Source organism: Candidatus Endolissoclinum faulkneri L5 (genome assembly GCF_000510265.1).
Taxonomy (GTDB): domain Bacteria; phylum Pseudomonadota; class Alphaproteobacteria; order Thalassobaculales; family Thalassobaculaceae; genus Thalassobaculum; species Thalassobaculum faulkneri_A.
The window spans coordinates 118,549-136,323 of record NZ_CP006745.1; the positions used below are offsets into that span (position 1 = coordinate 118,549).

The window sequence follows — 17,775 nt, forward strand, 5'->3', positions numbered from 1 at the left end:
TTCGGGGGGGGCGTAGCTCAGTTGGGAGAGTGGCGGCTTTGCATGCCGCAGGTCGTCGGTTCGATTCCGTCCGCCTCCACCAATTGTTGTTTAGCTTGTAGTAAATTTAGTCTTTTATTACTTTTAATCTGGGCTAGTAGCTCAGTTGGTTAGAGCACACGCTTGATAAGCGTGGGGTCGGAAGTTCAAATCTTCCCTAGCCTACCAATTTCTCTAGTTAGTTGAGGTGGATAATTAAAGCGTAATCATAAAGCTGAGTCTCGTATGAAAGCGCATAAGTTACCCATATTATGATATGGGTTAGCCTGGATTATCAGGCGGGTTTTGTTTTTTAGACATGGTTAATAGAGTGTTAACCCAGTTTTTGAAATTAAAGTTTGCTACTACGAAAGTTGTTGAAGCTTTATAAAACTGGGTTGGTGCTGACTGTAATGCTGAGCGGTTCTGCTTAGATGGTATTCTGCTGGTTATATAGTAAAGTTTAATGGTTACTTATAAGCGCTGGGATTTTTTTTAAGGGTCCTAGATGGATAGTATTACTATTGCGGTAGCTTTTATAAGTTATTAACCATTAGCAAAAATATATAGCACGTATGTTGGCCGTTGGAGGTGGGATCGATCAAGCGTCTCAAGGGCGTTTAGTGGATGCCTTGGCATTGAGAGGCGATGAAGGACGTAATACGCTGCGAAAAGCTTTGGGGAGCTGCGAATAAGCTTTGATCCAGAGATTTCCGAATGGGGAAACCTGGCTCTTTAGGGCCATCGTTGTATGAATACATAAAGCAACGAAGCGAACCCGGTGAACTGAAATATCTAAGTAACCGGAGGAAAGGACATCAACCGAGACTCTGTTAGTAGTGACGAGCGAACGCGGACCAGGCCAGCGGCAATTGCRAGAGAACGGGAACTTTCTGGAAAGTTAGGCCATAGTAGGTGATAGCCCAGTACCGATAATGCTTGTTTTTGTCCATGAGTAGATCGGGGCACGTGAAACCTTGATTGAATATGGGGGGACCACCCTCCAAGCCTAAGTACTCCTCAATGACCGATAGTGAACTAGTACCGTGAGGGAAAGGTGAAAAATATCCCGATAAGGGAAGTGAAAGAGATCTGAAACTGAGCGCCTACAAGCAGTGGGAGCCTCTTTACGAGGTGACCGCGTACCTTTTGTATAATGGGTCAGCGAGTTAGTCTGACGAGCGAGCTTAAGCCGTTAGGTGAAGGCGTAGCGAAAGCGAGTCTTAATTAGGGCGTTGAGTTCGTTGGATTAGACCCGAAACTGAGTGATCTAGCTATGGGCAGGTTGAAGGTGCGGTAACACGCACTGGAGGACCGAACCCACGTCTGTTGAAAAAGGCGGGGATGACCTGTGGCTAGGGGTGAAAGGCCAATCAAACTCAGAAATAGCTGGTTCTCCGCGAAAGCTATTTAGGTAGCGCGTTGTGTGATTACCGTCGGGGGTAGAGCACTGGATAAGCTAGGGGGTGCGAACCTTACCAAACCTAACCAAACTCCGAATACCGACGAGTATAATACAGCAGACAGTCCATGGGTGCTAAGGTCCGTGGACAAGAGGGAAACAGCCCAGACCTCCAGCTAAGGCCCCTAAGTGGCAGCTAAGTGGGAAAGGATGTGGGAAGGCCAAGACAACCAGGAAGTTGGCTTAGAAGCAGCCATCCTTTAAAGAAAGCGTAATAGCTCACTGGTCTAAATAAGCCCGCCTGCGCCGAAGATGTATCGGGGCTCAAGCGGCCCGCCGAAGCTGAGGATTCAGTTAATAAAACAACTGGATGGTAGCGGAGCGTTCCGTAAGCCTGTGAAGGGATTTTGTAAAAAGTCCTGGAGGTATCGGAAGTGAGAATGCTGACATGAGTAGCGACAAAGAGTGTGAGAAACACTCTCGCCGTAAGTCCAAGGTTTCCTGCGCAAGGTTAATCCGCGCAGGGTTAGTCGGCCCCTAAGATGAGGGTGAAAGCCGTAATCGATGGGAATTAGGTTAATATTCCTAAACCTGGCGGTAGTGACGGATGCTGAAAATGGTTTTTTCTTATTGGATTGAGAAAGCTGTCTAAGTGTTCCAGGAAATAGCTCCGCCTCTAATAGACCGTACCCAAAACCGACACAGGTGGACTGGTAGAGAATACCGAGGCGCTTGAGAGAACTATGTTGAAGGAACTCGGCAAAATGCCCTCGTAACTTAGGGATAAGAGGGACCCTTTATTGGGCAACCAGTAGAGGGTGGCACAGAGTAGGGGGTAGCGACTGTTTACTAAAAACACAGGACTCTGCTAAGTCTTCCAGACGAAGTATAGGGTCTAACGCCTGCCCGGTGCCGGAAGGTTAAGAGGAGAGGTGCAAGCTTTGAATTGAAGCCCCGGTAAACGGCGGCCGTAACTATAACGGTCCTAAGGTAGCGAAATTCCTTGTCGGGTAAGTTCCGACCTGCACGAATGGCGTAACGACTTCCCCGCTGTCTCCAACATAGACTCAGCGAAATTGAATTCTCCGTGAAGATGCGGAGTACCCACGGTCAGACGGAAAGACCCCGTGCACCTTTACTACAGCTTTGTACTGAAATTAGATGATTAATGTGTAGGATAGGCGGGAGGCTATGAAGCACAGGCGCTAGTTAGTGTGGAGCCTACCTTGAAATACCGCCCTTTGATTTTTTGATTTCTAACCGAGATCCGTTATCCGGATCCGGGATCATGCATGGTGGGTAGTTTGACTGGGGCGGTCGCCTCCTAAAGAGTAACGGAGGCGCGCGATGGTAGGCTCAAGCTGGTCAGAAATCAGCTGTTGAGTGTAATGGCACAAGCCTGCCTGACTGCGAGGCTGACGGGCCGAGCAGAGACGAAAGTCGGTCATAGTGATCCGGTGGTACCGTGTGGAAGGGCCATCGCTCAACGGATAAAAGGTACGCCGGGGATAACAGGCTGATACCCCCCAAGAGTTCACATCGACGGGGGTGTTTGGCACCTCGATGTCGGCTCATCACATCCTGGGGCTGTAGCTGGTCCCAAGGGTTCGGCTGTTCGCCGATTAAAGTGGTACGTGTGCTGGGTTTAGAACGTCGTGAGACAGTTCGGTCCCTATCTGCCGTGGGTGTTCGAGACTTGAGAGGAGCTGTCCCTAGTACGAGAGGACCGGGATGGACACACCTCTGGTGGACCGGTTGTGGCGCCAGCCGCATCGCCGGGTAGCTATGTGTGGAAAGGATAACCGCTGAAAGCATCTAAGCGGGAAGCCTCCCTCAAAACTAGGTCTCGCTTAAGAACCGTGGAAGACTACCACGTAGATAGGCTGGGTGTGGAAGCGTGCTAACACGTGAAGCTAACCAGTACTAATAGTTCGATTGGCTTGATCGATCACATCCCAACTGAATTTATAATTAAATTTTTCTACCTACCTCCAACGACAAGCATATGGGTTATAATATACTAGCCAAACAGCATAACAGACAGCGTTTTAGTTAATTTTAGTGTTTAAGTTAACTTAGAGACATTGATTTATTAAGTTAAGTTAATATCTATTAGATTTCATGACCTGGTGGTTATAGCGAAAGCATTACACCCGATCCCATCTCGAACTCGGCCGTGAAAACTTTCAGCGCCGATGGTACTGCGTCTTAAGGCGTGGGAGAGTAGGTCACTGCCAGGTCTTGCAATCTAAAGATTGCAAACTATGCTTCTATTTTGTTGCACAGAAAGTAAAATGCTTTATATCCGCGGGGTAGAGCAGTCCGGTAGCTCGTCAGGCTCATAACCTGAAAGTCGCAGGTTCAAATCCTGCCCCCACAACCATTTACCCAATAAATTAGATCGACGGATTATTGGGAATTTTTCATGATTTATACTTTGATATTATTATATATAATTTAAGAATGTTCTTTCTAATTAACTCATGCGTCCTATAGATTAGTCTTTATACACCATGTTGAAGGATAACTTTTTAAGTTATGTATGGCAGATTATCCTTAAGATAGAGAAAGGTGAGAGAAGGTTTTTGTCTATTTTTATTTATTTATAAGTTTTTTATTAAGTTATAGGTAAGTGTTTTCTTGATCAAGATGCTAATCAATAGCTTTGCTTTTAAAGCAAGGTAAATTTTTATTTTTATATGTAATGAAAGTAACATGCATGTGATTTTTCTTAATTTTCCTTTTTATAATTAATTGTTTTTCTGTAAATTAGCTTAGATATTTTATGTGAAGATGTTTTATAAGTAAATTTTTTGATTTTATAAGTTATAATATTCTGCATTTGTTTTTATTTTTCAAAAATAAGGGAATTTATAGAAGTAATTTTTTGCAGTTTGTATGTGTAGTTTAGTTAATTAATAAAATATAGTTATTGTTATCTTTTAAGGTATTTTTTTTTTGGATGATATGATTGATTCAACGCTATTTGTCAGAAATTGCTCTAATAAGAAGCGTTTTTTAAATTAGTGCTTTACTGTCATTGGGTTTAATTTGCTGGATATTTTATTTTTTGCTTTGGATTGCGTAAGCTAGTTTAGCACTAACCAACTACCAATGCTTAAGCCACGCAGCATGAAAATTATCTTTTTCTAGATTTTATGCTACGTTGAAATAGAATATTTTTAATGCTTGACGTTAAGTTATCCCGGTTGCTATTTGAATTTTACTTAATTTGTTTTTACTCAATTTAATAATAATTAATTTAATTAGATATTTGACTAATTAATTTTATAGGGGTGTTTTTAATAGATAAATCAATAATCAAGATTATAAATATTTGGGTTATGTTTTAAAGAGAAGCACAGCTCTTAAAAATCATCTAAAATATAATAAATAATCGCTAAAATTGTTTAAATTATTTTGGTATGATTGATATGAGATGAAGATCTCTATGCTTATTGATTATGTTTACTATCGATTGCAATTTTTATATTATTGCATGAAGTTGTTTATTAATACTAGAAATTATGTTATATGATATTTATTGGGGGATCAGTTCATTGTTTGTATAATTAATTACTAGTAGTATTGCTGAAATAGAATAATTTTTAGCACTTCTATGTGCAGCAATAACTTATCTAAAAAAGAAGATAAATATGATGTTATTTTATGATATAAATGTTATCTAAGTGGTAAGAAAAAATCTTTCCCTACTATTTATTTTGGGTTCCTTAAGTTCATGATTAATCTTTTTTCGAGCTATTAATGCATAGTTCATTTGTAGATTGGTCGATATGGTAAAAGTTTTCTCAATTGGCTTAAATATAAAGCCGAGAGCTGGATTTACATCAAAACTGATTGTCTTTAGCATTGCTGTAAGTTCTGAAGGTGTTAAAAAATTATTCCATCTATGAGTACCCGGAGGAATCCAGCGTAGGATGTATTCTGCCCCTACGATTGCTTGTATATAAGAGCGGAAAGTTCGATTAATTGTGGTTATTATTATAATTCCCCCTGGCTTTAGTAGTGATGCTAAAGCATTTAAAAATAGCGATTTTGCACTCACATGCTCAATAACTTCGCTAGCTATGACTGCATCGAAGTACTGATCTTTTTCAACTAGATTTTCAGGTGCTGCAATCTGATAATCAATATTTAGTCCCATATTAAGCGCGTGATCGATAGCAACAGATATACCTGCAGAATCAGGATCTATTCCGGTTACTTTTGCTCCTAATCTAGCCATTGGCTCTGATAGCAATCCTCCTCCACACCCAACATCAAGTACTTTAAGACCAGCTAGTGCTTGAATTTTGCTAGTATTTTTTCCTACTGGTGCTAAACAATCTCTAATTAGTTGCATGCGTACGGGCACTAAACAGTGCAAAAGCCAGTGCTCCTTCTCTGGATTCCACCATTGTTCAGCGATTTTTGCAAAGTTATTTATAACATCTATATCGGATGTGTTATGTACAGTAGTATTGAGCGAAGCTTGGTTAGATTGAGCTTTGGTTATTAGCCGAAACAAAGATCTGAGCATGATGAATTTATCCATAAAAATTATATAGCTAACTCGCTTGCTTTTTAATTATATTATATATTACACATATATTAATAGTTATATAAATTTGTTATCGCAAGGAGTGCTAGATAGAGTGCTTAAAATAGATAAATCTATTATGCAAAAATAATTGGAGTTAATAAACGATGGCGCGCATCGTTATGAAGTTTGGCGGCACTTCTGTAAGTAATACAGATCGTATAAAAAATGTAGCGCGTCTCGTCAAAGCAGAAGTTGATCTTGGCAATGAAGTTGCGGTAGTGGTTTCTGCTATGTCTGGTACCACCGATCAGCTTGCTGCTTGGAGTAACGCTGTTGCACAACTGCAAAGAAGCGAAGAATATGATATAGTTGTTTCTTCAGGTGAGCAGATAACCGTTGGGTTGCTAGCCTTAGCACTGCAAAATTTAGGTCTCAAAGCTAGATCTTGGCTTGCTTGGCAGATTCCTATTTATACCGACTGCGTTCACGGTAACGCTCGTATTATCAGTATTGATAGCAGTATTATACTAAAAGAAATTGTCCAAGGTCAGATAGCTGTCGTTGCGGGCTTTCAGGGTATTGGACCTAATAAGCGTATTACTACGCTTGGGCGTGGTGGATCAGATACTTCTGCTGTAGCATTAGCTGCTTCATTGCAAGCTGATCGATGCGATATATATACTGACGTAGAAGGAGTTTACACAACTGATCCGCATCTGATCGCAAAGGCGCGCAAGATAGATTTTATTGCATATGAAGAGATGCTGGAACTAGCATCTCATGGTGCAAAGGTACTTCATAGTCGAGCGGTTATCATGGCTGCTCTTTATGCTTTGCCAGTCCAGGTTCTTTCTAGCTTAGATAAAAAACCAGGCACGTTGATAGTTAAAGAGGGAGGATTAGTGGAGAAGCAGGTTGTAACCAGTATTGCTTACAGCACTAACGAAGCTAAAGTAACTTTAATTGGATTAACTGATTGTCCAGGTGTAGCTGCTGCAATTTTTGAATCCTTAGCTAAAGCAGCTATCAACGTTGATATGATTGTTCAAAATGTTAGTCAAAATGGTGATTTTACAGATCTTACATTTACTGTCAATTCTAGTAATCTTAATCTTGCATGTAAGATGCTTAATGTTTTGAAGAAAGATCTTGGCTATGTAGATATTATTTCTAATGCAATGGTTTGCAAAATTTCAGTGGTCGGAGTCGGTATGCGCAGCCAACCAGGTGTAGCTAAAATAATGTTTCATACTCTGGCAAAATGCGGTATTAATATTCAATTAATCACGACTTCGGAGATCAGAATTAGTGTCTTGATCTCTTCTAAGTATCTTGATCTTGCTCTGCAAGCTCTTCATACTGCCTATGGTTTAGACACTGATGGGTGATTGTAAGTGTATTAAAGGTAATACCTGAAATTAATATAATTGCTCAATCATTAATTTAATAATGAGATCTATGCTTTTTATTCCGCTCGAATAGATATTTTGCTTAATCAATTATGAATAATTTTAAACTCAGTGCTGTTTTTGATTGAATTATAGCTCTCTATTAATTAGTTAAGGTGTGTAATTGTCTAGTCAAGATTTAGACTTGTGTGTTTTATGTATTATTAACAATTATTAAGCATTAGTGCTAGTAGATAGAAAAGATATAATATTTTTACTTAATTACAAATATTTATTGGTACACTTTGCAGTAAGTGTTTATTAGATATTAAATTTATATTACTTATAGTAAGATGCGAGTTATAATTATTAATCAACTAGATTTTAATAATTGATTACTTTTATCTGGCGAGAGAATTTTTAGATAAATTGTAATTCTATATTCGCGAATGAACAGTCTAGTGATCGTTATCAGCGAATAAGTTGATCTCATAATAAATTATGTTGCGGATAGTTACTTCTACATATCAAAAACTAAGAACCATAATTATTTTGACGTAATGTTGATACAATCTCTTCTTAAGGAGATATGTTGTATTAACTAGGTATATCTTATCCGAATGTTATATTCGTTTGTTTATAGGTATTTTATACAGAAGTATAGTAATTTAACCTTTGGCATTAGATTGTGTATTTATTGAGATCAATTGACGAAATTGAAGATATTTTAGCTTATAAATTAGTATTTATTGCGAAAGCAGTAGCTTGCTATTATATGTTATGATAATGTTATAGTTTACTATAATGATAAAATAAATAATTTATTGATTTGTTATAAGTTAACTTGTGTATATTATATACTTTTAGTAATTGTTATAATTTTTTAAGGAACGTTGCTCGCTGTATATCAAAATTGCGCGTTGCATCTAAAAATTAGGAAGAAAATCAAAAATCCTTTTATAGCTTATTCCTTTTTTTAGCGAGAAGTAAGATATTGAGGTACATTGTGCTGTAAAATTAGTCGGATAATGTTTCTGATTAGCTTAACAATCAGATTAGCTTTATGTTATAGCTCTTGTAAGATATGAAAGGAATATTTGTTTGACTAATTGTCCAAATATGAGCATCTAGGGTACATAAATAAAACAACTTAATAAGTAATAATATCGTTGTTGCACTGCACTTATCCGTTAAGTTCTCTGATGAGTATGTTTAAGCCTGGTAATAGTACTGAGGAATCAATTCTTGCGTAAGAAGAAATTAAACTTCTGCTTTTTGTTCAGATAATAGGTGTTTCTAGCTTGCTAGCTATTTTCATATAAATTACAAAAGTACAAAAGTAAATTAAATTTTTAAATTAGTTTCAGTATAGCTAGTCCGATAATTCATTTAAAGAACTACTAGTTTGAAAATAGTCATTGCCTGCTTTACAGCTATATGCATAATTGAGTAATTGTTCGATGGCTTATTGGGAAATTAAGTTTGAATTTATTATAGTAATAACTTGCATATTATTTGCAAGTTATTACTATAATCTCTGGATTAGATTGCGAGTGCGCAAGAATTATTATTAGGTAAGATTCTGACTAGCTGTATAAAATAGTTTTTCCTCTCCTAATATTTAGATAAGCTAATCTTTAGCTTTAAGATGAGATAATTCCCTATTGCTTGGTTTTTGTCTCTTATATTTAGTAGATCGTACTGCAATTATGATATCTAATATGGGATATGGCCCGTTTAATTTTCCTACCATCTTATTTTTATTCTATTCGGCGCTTAACTGTGTATTAATCGATGAGTCGACGTTAGCTTTCATAATACTTCGGCTTTGCTATCTACTGGTATCGTTTACAATTCTTTAGTCATAAACAGCAACAATATTGATATTGCTGTATTATCATTATTGCGTATTTATTTTCAAGAGTCGATTATAGTAAGTTATATTTGATTTTTATTAAAAGAACGTTGCAGAAGAATGCAAAATTCTTAAAGTGATTTTTGAGTAATTACTATATGAACAACGAACAGAAATTTTTAATAAAAATAACTAAAAGCTAAAGAGAAGTTTTTTAAGAGTATACAGATCTATTTATGTATAGAAACATTAACATTTATGTATTAAGCATCTCATATTTACTGAAAGTCTTTCCATTATAGCTGAATAATATATTATTCAAGCAATTAATTATAAAAAATAAGTAGAATTAATTAATTAATAATTAATCCATCATTAATTAATGATTATATATTATTATTTGATTACTCTATTTAATTAAATAATAACGCATTAAAAGAAATAATCTACAATTGCACTATTTCTTTATTCTAGAAAAACTATCAAGTTTTACCAAAGTAAAAATAGCTATGAGTAGCAACAATAGTTTTGCGTTTATCGGCTTATTCATTTGTTAGATTCTATATTATAATACCCAAAAATAATAAAAATTAATTAGCTTTATAAAATAAACTAATTAATTGCTTTACAATTGAAATTATTCATCTAATTCTATTTATAAACGAATGGTAGTGTTGCTCATTCATCTTAAAGACAAAGAGTAAATTAATGCGCATTGCGATGATCGGCGTAGGCTATGTCGGCTTAGTTACTGGCGCTTGTTTTTCTGAATTTGGCCTAGAAGTAGCTTGCATTGATAAAAATGCAGAAAAAATTCGCATGTTGCAAGCAGGTAAGATTCCAATCTTTGAACCCGGTCTAGATGATTTAGTATCCAATAACGTTAAGGCTTTACGCCTTTTTTTTACTACTGATATTGCAGAAGGAATGAGGGATTGTGATGCAGTTTTTATTACTGTTGGTACTCCTACTAATAGACTGAGCGGGGGGTATGCTGACCTCAGCTCAATCTATTCTGCTGTTACTGAAATTGCTGATAATATTGATGAATATATTGTTGTAGTTACTAAGTCAACTGTACCTGTAGGCACTAGTCGTGAAATTGAACATATTATTCGTGAGCGTTGTCCAGATCGTGATTTTGATATTTGTTCTAATCCAGAATTTTTGCGTGAAGGTACAGCAGTTAATGACTTTATGCGTCCTGATCGCATAGTGATTGGCTCGGATAATGATCGTTCACGCGCAATTATGCGTCAAATTTATCAACCTCTGCTATTGAATAAAACTCCATTTGTTTTCACCAAATTAGAAACAAGCGAAATGATTAAGTATGCATCTAATACTTTTTTGGCAACTAAGATTACGTTTATCAACGAGATTGCTGACTTGTGCGAGCGAATAGGAGCTGATGTTCATGAAGTTGCTCTAGGCCTCGGATTCGACGATCGGATTGGTCATAAATTTTTGCATCCTGGGCCTGGCTATGGTGGATCCTGCCTTCCTAAGGATGCTATGGCGCTAATTAAGACTGCTCAACATTATGGTTCCCCGTTGCGTATTATTGAAACTGTTGTGGATGTTAATAGTAAACGCAAAAAAGCAATGGCTGCTCGAATCGTTGAGGCGAGTGGTGGTTCGGTTGCTGGCAAAACTATAGCTTTGCTAGGTTTGACCTTTAAATCAAATACTGATGACCTGCGTAATAGTCCTGCGCTTGATATCGTGTCGGAATTGCTAAAGGATGGCGCTATTTTGCATGGATATGACCCTAAAGGTATGGAAAAAGCGGTCAAGCTGCTACCTGAAATAAAATACTATCAGAATCCCTACGCAGCTATGGAAGGAGCTGATGCTGTTGCAATCATCACTGATTGGAATGAGTTTCGCTTGCTTGATGTTTTCCACATGAAGTCTATCTTAAAAACACCAGTGATGGTTGATTTGCGTAATATATATGATCCGCAGGCAATAGAGGATGTTGGTATTACTTATACATGTATTGGTCGTACCCTACAATCTTTAGGTAATGTGAGTAGCACTTTTAATGAGACCTAGGCTTTGACTGATGTTCATCAATTCGATCCCACTATCCTACGCAGGTATGATGTGCGCGGTTTGGTTGGTAGCGAACTAAAAATGATTGATGCTTATGCGCTTGGAAGGGCTTTTGGGACGATTGTTACATCGCGTGGTGGTGTCGGTGTAGTGGTCGGTCGTGACGGTCGTGTTTCTTCATCAGAGATAGCAAACTATACAATTAAGGGGTTGGTAACTGCAGGGATAAACGTATTAGATGTAGGAGTCTGCCCCAGTCCAGCATTGTATTTTGGAATATATCATTTAGGCGTGGATGGCGGTATCATGATTACTGGTTCACATAATCCTCCAGAATATAATGGTTTTAAAATGATGTTGGGGACTGCACCTTTCTTTGGATCTGATATACAACTTATGAGCCAAATTGCTATGACAGGTAGCTATACTTCAGGTTTTGGATCAGTAAAAAGTGTGCCAGTCTTGGAAGCTTATATATCTCGCTTGCTAATGGATTATCGATTTGGCCGAGAGCTTTCAGTAGTTTGGGATTGTGGTAATGGCACAACTGGACCAGTAGTAAATGCCCTGGCTGATGCCTTACCTGGTAGTCATACAGTGCTTTATTCTGAGATAGACGGTACTTTTCCAAATCATCATCCAGATCCAACTCTACCAAATACCCTCGAAGGTTTACGAACTGCCGTATTATTGTCTAGGGCGGATTTAGGGGTAGCATTTGATGGTGATGGTGACCGAATTGGCTTAATTGATGAAAGTGGCCGAGTAATTTGGGGAGATCAACTTCTGGCTATTTACGCTAGTGAGGTTCTTGCTAAAAATCCAGGAGCCGCTGTCATAGCTGACGTAAAGACTAGTCAAGTCTTGTTTGATCATGTCAGTAAGTTGGGAGGATCACCTTTGATGTGGTGTACTGGTCATTCGCTAATTAAAAGTAAGATGATGAAAACTGGTGCTTTGCTAGCGGGAGAAAGAAGCGGGCATATTTTTTTTAAAGATTGTTATTATGGTTTTGATGACGCTCTTTACGCTGCTTTACGTATGTTATCTTTGCTATCAACATCCAATCGTTCACTTTCTGACTGGAATGATGATCTACCAAAGATGTTGAGCACACCAGAAATTCGATTTTCTTGTGCTAAAACACGAATATTGCCTATAATTGAAAATGTTAAATTATTGCTTAAGGGGCGTGATGATATCTCAGTAAGCGATATTGATGGAGTGCGGGTAAGCTCTAAGAACGGTTGGTGGTTATTGCGCGCTTCTAATACCCAAGACCTGTTAGTTGCACGTTGCGAGGCTAAAAGTTTAGATACGTTGGAATTGCTTAAAAAAGAACTTTTAGGTGTTATTCACAGTGTTGGTTTGGAAAATATTTCGATTTTTTGACGGACTATGTAATTAAAGTTTTAAAATCAATAATTTATATGCGTTAATTTTATTAAAGATGATAATTACGATAATAGTCCTTTAAAAAATGCTTATATTAGATAGCAATTATTTTAATTATTTAGCTTAACTCTAGCAACTAATTGTAAGTTGCTATTGTTGTGCTTTGCTTTATTAAGCAAGAAATTTATCGACTAACTAGTAAATATGCTATTGCTAAAATTTAATATGTAATTTAAACTTATGCTTGGTTTGATTATCGTTATAAAGCAAAATTTTCATGCATCGATTGGCAAATATTATAATTTAAAGTTCACGCTATGCCTAAGTAATATCGTTCACTATATTTAAAATTAATTCAACGAACTAGTCTGAAAGTGCTTTGTTGATTAATTTAAGATTTTTATTAGTAAATTAGATTTTACGATGCGTTTATTAGACGATTACTATGGTTCTAGTCTAGAGGAAAATGTTGTAATTAATAAATAATTATTTTATAAACCAACAATTACATTTTGCTTGATTTTCGTATAGTTGTAATCATCAGATAATTAAAAAAAGATAATAAAGATGTACCCTTTTATAAATCTTTGTAAAGATACCGTTACTTATTCACTAATAATTTCGCATTGCTTGATAAGCAACTTATTTACTAAATTTAGTTATTTTTATTGGTATTATGAATAATTTATCGCAAAAATCCGGATTAGATAAAAAGCATTAATCTATTTGTTAGAGCTAGATAAAATTTTTGTTATTTGTTGTTGATCTTATATTTTATATACAAGCGAGCAGTTATTTACAAATTATCAGTATATATAAAAAAATTATTTTATGGAAAAAACTAATGTTTTTATGCATTCCTGAATGCAATATCAAAAGATTATTAAATAAGTTATCTTAAATGTTTTTTAGAGAAAATATCGGGGAATTACTACCTATCTGACTGATATTTTACAGTAAAATAATATTTTTATATTAACAAGGATAAATCAATAAAACTTTGTATCTAAATTATTCTACTGTATGGATAACTAAAAATTTATTTTGCATAACATGCCCTTGGATATATACACTTTATTATTACCTATTACAATAGATAAGCAATTTATAAATAAAAACATTTAAGAGCCGTATAAAAGTTGGCCCTTGCGATCGATCAAAACATATAAATGAAGAAGGTTTTTTAATTTGAGATTACATTAGCTACTCAATTCAATAAATCTTTATAAAGCAATTACAACACTTGCTTGATATTATATCATTGAAAACATAACCTTTTAAATATCAACAACCTTAATTTGAATTAAAAACTTTATATTATAAACTTTCTAAATTAAGAGAAGCAAACAATATTTAGATACATAAAACGCCAACCTTGCGCTTTTGTTAAAGCGAAGTTCACGCATTAGTTAAATCAACAATATAAATTAGTCAAAATATATTATTTACAAATAAACTAGAAATAACTCCACCTTCAGCAAAACGTAAACTAAGAAAACAATATCAATAAAGTGGGTTATTTAGCCGAAGAAGAACGACGCTGAGACATAAACTGCTCAAATTCAGTACGATCTTTGGATTGGCGAAGCTGTTCGAGAAACTTCTTAAAATCTTGTTGTTCTTCTTCGAGCTGGCGAAGGGTTTCTGTTTTGTAAGCATCGAATGCAGTGTTACCGCTTGATCCGTTATCAGAATTTTTAAACTTAGACCATTGAGCATTGATAAAATTACAACAATTCATTCTTCCACTCCAAATCATATAGCAAAAAATTACTAACCCAATAGGCCATAAAAAAATAAAGCCGGCAAGCATCATTCCAATCAAAGGTAGTTTACCTATTTTATCTAGTTTATAAATCAGTCCCATAATAACATGTTCCATAGTAGTATATTTACCCCATAAAATTATCTATATCCAAGATTATAGAGTAATAAGAGAGGTGAATCACGTAAAAAAATAAAATAAACTCATCAACCGCGATTTTGAATAATAACCAAAAATTAACTAAAAACTTAGATTTTATATCACAACTAAAGAAATACTTTAGCTAAACTTAAAGCAGTAAAAATAAATTTTACTAAAAATCGCATCAATATAAAAAAGTATGAAAATAAAAGAGCCAAAATTAGTAAAAATAGATACAATATACGAAAATAGCTATACAAACAGTTGATCTGTAATTGTTTGTATAGCTACTAGTACAATAGACCTAAAATTAGGTAACTAATTTAATAGCTCTTTAGAAATCTTCTTTGTAAAGCTACTTACATAACACTACAAATACCGAATAGCCACCATAGTATCGCAGGAAGTATAACAACAACCTCTTGAAGCATAACAAACACCTATGAACAATTTAGTACTTAGAAATCTAAAGGCAAGCTAATAAGTGCCAAATAACCCCTATTATCAATAAATAGGACTTATTATCAACCAAAATAGTAAATCAGGTAATATCATAACAAACCCCCATGAACAACTTTTATCAACCACATTAGAGTTAATATCATAACAAACACCTATGAACAATTTAGTACTTAGAAATCTAAAGGCAAGCTAATAAGTGCCAAATAACCCCTATTATCAATAAATAGGACTTATTATCAACCAAAATAGTAAATCAGGTAATATCATAACAAACCCCCATGAACAATTTATTATTGAAAATCCTCTTTGTAAAGCTACTTACATAACACTACAAATACCGAATAGCCACCATAGTATCGCAGGAAGTATAACAACAACCTCTTGAAGCATGACAAACACCTATGAACAACAAGTTACAAAATCACAGTTAACGCTTCAAGCATGAAGCGCTACATCTATACAAAGACAAAGCCATACAAGCCAAACTGCAAGATATGCCATAAATTTATCACTCCAACAAAGAAAAAATACCACATTTACCTTAGTGCTTTTATCTTATTCAGAAGTATTATTTTTCTTATTCAGACGTTAAAAATACAGTTTCCTATATAACCTACAGCATACTATAATAGTTCCAAGCTAAAAATTCTAGTACTAACAACGTTTTTTTTAACGAAATACTCGAAAATGCTTTTATTTAACTTAGGATCATAACAGCAATAAATTTTAAATTTAGTTTAGAGGAGGCTTAGCCCATTATAATAGCTATAGTACAAAGATTAAGTTTATTTTTATAGTAATTCGACGACTTGAGTTTTTTGCTCGATCTCCCCTAGCATCAAAAATCATTTATTACTAACTTTTCGACCGTACAGCCTTTAAATTGCAGTAACCGACGAGTGTTATTCCAGAAATAATCCCATAAATATGTAATTTTTTGCTTAAGCTACATTTGAGTTACAGTAATATTATTGTATATATAAATTATTGTATAAAATCATATTTTAGCTAAGATATATTTTCATTAGGAAAATTTTTCTATGTTTGCTAACGCAAGACTCTTAAATGCCATCATTAGTAATACTTCTGTAGTCTCTACCATTTAAAGATCTGTTTTTGCTGAGTTTCTTAACCGCTTTATAGATTAAGCTTACTACTCATAAAAAACTACCTTAATTATACTTAACATTTATACTTAAGATTTATTTTTACCGATCACGCCGTCAACATATTTATTTTATATTTTAACAAGCTAATAAATCTACATTGTTGTAACACTTTGCAAAATCTTTTTCGCGCAATGTATTCAGCTGCTAGCATACACTAGCGTTTAAGAATTTTGGGCTAAAAGCAGTATTGTGTTATTTAAACAGTAGTAAGGAGGGTATTTCATGAGCGAAAGAATTGCAGCAATAGTCCTTGCAGCAGGCATGGGAACGCGCATGAAATCAGCCTTACCTAAAGTACTCCACCCAGTAGCAGGCAAGCCTATGCTTGAATGGGTACTGGATGCGGTCGTCAATATTAATGCTGATCCCATTATAGTAGTCACTTCTCCTGCTCATAAAATGGTGCGTAAGGCTGCATGCAACCGCGCTATTGTTGCTGTACAAAATTCACCTCTCGGGACTGGAGATGCTGTCCTTTCTACAGCTAAGGAGTTAGAAGATTGGTGTACTTACGGAGGTACTGTTTTGGTATGTTTTGGCGATACCCCGATGATCAGTTATCACTCTTTGTCTAATTTAATTACTGCGCGAAAAAAGATAAACAATCCAGCAGTAGTAGTTTTAGGTTTTGAACCAGATGATGCCGCACTTTACGGACGTCTTTTATTAGCTTCGGATGGAACGTTAGAACGAATAATTGAAGTGCGAGACGCTAATCCTCAGGTGCTATCGATCAAAAAATGTAACGGTGGAGCGATGGCAATCGATGCGTCAGTCATGTTTGACATGCTGCGGAAGATTGATGCTCAAACGGATAATTTCCACTTAACTGACTTAGTGCGTATTGCTCGCCTTTCTGGCCGATGTTGCGATGTTGTTAACTGTAATCCGGTAGAAACCCAAGGAGTTGATTGCCGTATTGCTCTTGCTCGGGCAGAAGATGCGATGCAAACTAAATTACGCGCATTAGCAATGGACGGCGGTGTAACTATGAATGCACCAGATACTGTCTTTTTTAGTCATGACACTAAGTTAGCACAAGATGTAACAGTTGGTCCTCATGTGGTGTTTGGATTAAAAGTAGTTGTGGAAAAGGGCGCGCAAATCTACGCTTTTAGTCATCTAGAGAATACACATGTTAGCGTTGGTGCATCAATTGGACCATATGCACGCTTACGATCTGGCACACGAATCGGCGCCGCAGCACATGTAGGTAATTTCGTAGAAGTAAAGAACGCTGAGATTGAGTCCTCAGCTAAAGCTAATCATTTAAGTTATATAGGTGATGCCCGGGTAGGTAATGCTGCCAATATTGGGGCTGGCACTATCACTTGTAATTACGATGGCATCAACAAGCAATATACTAATATTGGAGCTGAGTCTTTTATAGGTTCAAATACTGTACTAATAGCACCTTTAATGATTGGTGATGGAGCTGTAATTGGGGCGGGCTCTACCGTAACCACTAATGTGAATGACGATGACTTATTAGTGGTGCGTGGTAAAAGTAAGACTATTCCTGGCTGGGGAAAACGCTTGCGCAAAGGACATATTATTAACAAAAAAACGAAAGACTAAA

At 36.0% G+C, this 17,775-nt stretch carries 6 protein-coding genes, 3 tRNA genes and 2 rRNA genes; 9 read left to right on the forward strand and 2 right to left on the reverse strand.

What is annotated here, in order from left to right; genetic code table 11:
- Positions 1–6 precede the first annotated feature (6 nt).
- From P856_RS00375 to P856_RS00395, 5 genes are all read left to right on the forward strand, one after another.
- Positions 7–82, forward strand: a tRNA-Ala gene (locus P856_RS00375).
- Between the two features lie 48 nt (positions 83–130).
- Positions 131–207: transfer RNA gene (locus P856_RS00380), tRNA-Ile, on the forward strand.
- Between the two features lie 410 nt (positions 208–617).
- A 23S ribosomal RNA gene (locus P856_RS00385) occupies positions 618–3,368 on the forward strand.
- A gap of 177 nt (positions 3,369–3,545) precedes the next feature.
- Positions 3,546–3,660, forward strand: a 5S ribosomal RNA gene (rrf, locus tag P856_RS00390).
- A 66-nt stretch (positions 3,661–3,726) separates the two neighbouring features.
- Positions 3,727–3,803: transfer RNA gene (locus P856_RS00395), tRNA-Met, on the forward strand.
- Positions 3,804–5,105: 1,302 nt separating this feature from the next.
- On the opposite strand, the gene ubiG is transcribed toward P856_RS00395, so the two are convergent.
- Positions 5,106–5,960 (reverse strand): bifunctional 2-polyprenyl-6-hydroxyphenol methylase/3-demethylubiquinol 3-O-methyltransferase UbiG, encoded by an 855-nt coding sequence (gene ubiG / locus P856_RS00400; RefSeq protein WP_081713447.1) that lies wholly within the window; start codon positions 5,958–5,960, stop codon positions 5,106–5,108.
- 167 nt (positions 5,961–6,127) lie between these two features.
- Here ubiG and P856_RS00405 point away from each other — a divergent pair, with 167 nt between their 5' ends.
- From P856_RS00405 to pgmG, 3 genes are all read left to right on the forward strand, one after another.
- The gene (locus P856_RS00405; RefSeq protein ID WP_025300210.1) at positions 6,128–7,351 is read left to right on the forward strand and encodes an aspartate kinase; all 1,224 of its coding nucleotides are present in this window, start codon (positions 6,128–6,130) and stop codon (positions 7,349–7,351) included.
- 2,563 nt (positions 7,352–9,914) lie between these two features.
- On the forward strand, positions 9,915–11,264 hold the full coding sequence (locus P856_RS00410; protein ID WP_025300211.1) for a UDP-glucose dehydrogenase family protein: 1,350 nt from the start codon (positions 9,915–9,917) through the stop codon (positions 11,262–11,264).
- 3 nt (positions 11,265–11,267) lie between these two features.
- Positions 11,268–12,656, forward strand: a complete 1,389-nt coding sequence (pgmG, locus tag P856_RS00415; RefSeq protein WP_025300212.1) for a phosphoglucomutase/phosphomannomutase PgmG — start codon at positions 11,268–11,270, stop codon at positions 12,654–12,656.
- Positions 12,657–14,175: 1,519 nt separating this feature from the next.
- Here the strand turns inward: pgmG and P856_RS00420 are convergent.
- Positions 14,176–14,541, reverse strand: a complete 366-nt coding sequence (locus P856_RS00420; protein WP_025300213.1) for a DUF2852 domain-containing protein — start codon at positions 14,539–14,541, stop codon at positions 14,176–14,178.
- Between the two features lie 1,877 nt (positions 14,542–16,418).
- Between P856_RS00420 and glmU the strand changes: the two genes are divergently transcribed.
- Complete coding sequence (gene glmU, locus P856_RS00425; protein WP_025300214.1) at positions 16,419–17,774, forward strand: bifunctional UDP-N-acetylglucosamine diphosphorylase/glucosamine-1-phosphate N-acetyltransferase GlmU; 1,356 nt, start codon at positions 16,419–16,421, stop codon at positions 17,772–17,774.
- Position 17,775 lies beyond the last annotated feature (1 nt).

Bases quoted from the DNA above. Each gene is read 5' to 3' on its own strand.
- ubiG (WP_081713447.1), bottom strand. From the start codon at position 5,960: ATGCTCAGATCTTTGTTTCGGCTAATAACCAAAGCTCAATCTAACCAA.
- P856_RS00410 (WP_025300211.1), top strand. From the start codon at position 9,915: ATGCGCATTGCGATGATCGGCGTAGGCTATGTCGGCTTAGTTACTGGC.
- glmU (WP_025300214.1), top strand. From the start codon at position 16,419: ATGAGCGAAAGAATTGCAGCAATAGTCCTTGCAGCAGGCATGGGAACG.
- P856_RS00405 (WP_025300210.1), top strand. From the start codon at position 6,128: ATGGCGCGCATCGTTATGAAGTTTGGCGGCACTTCTGTAAGTAATACA.
- P856_RS00420 (WP_025300213.1), bottom strand. From the start codon at position 14,541: ATGGAACATGTTATTATGGGACTGATTTATAAACTAGATAAAATAGGT.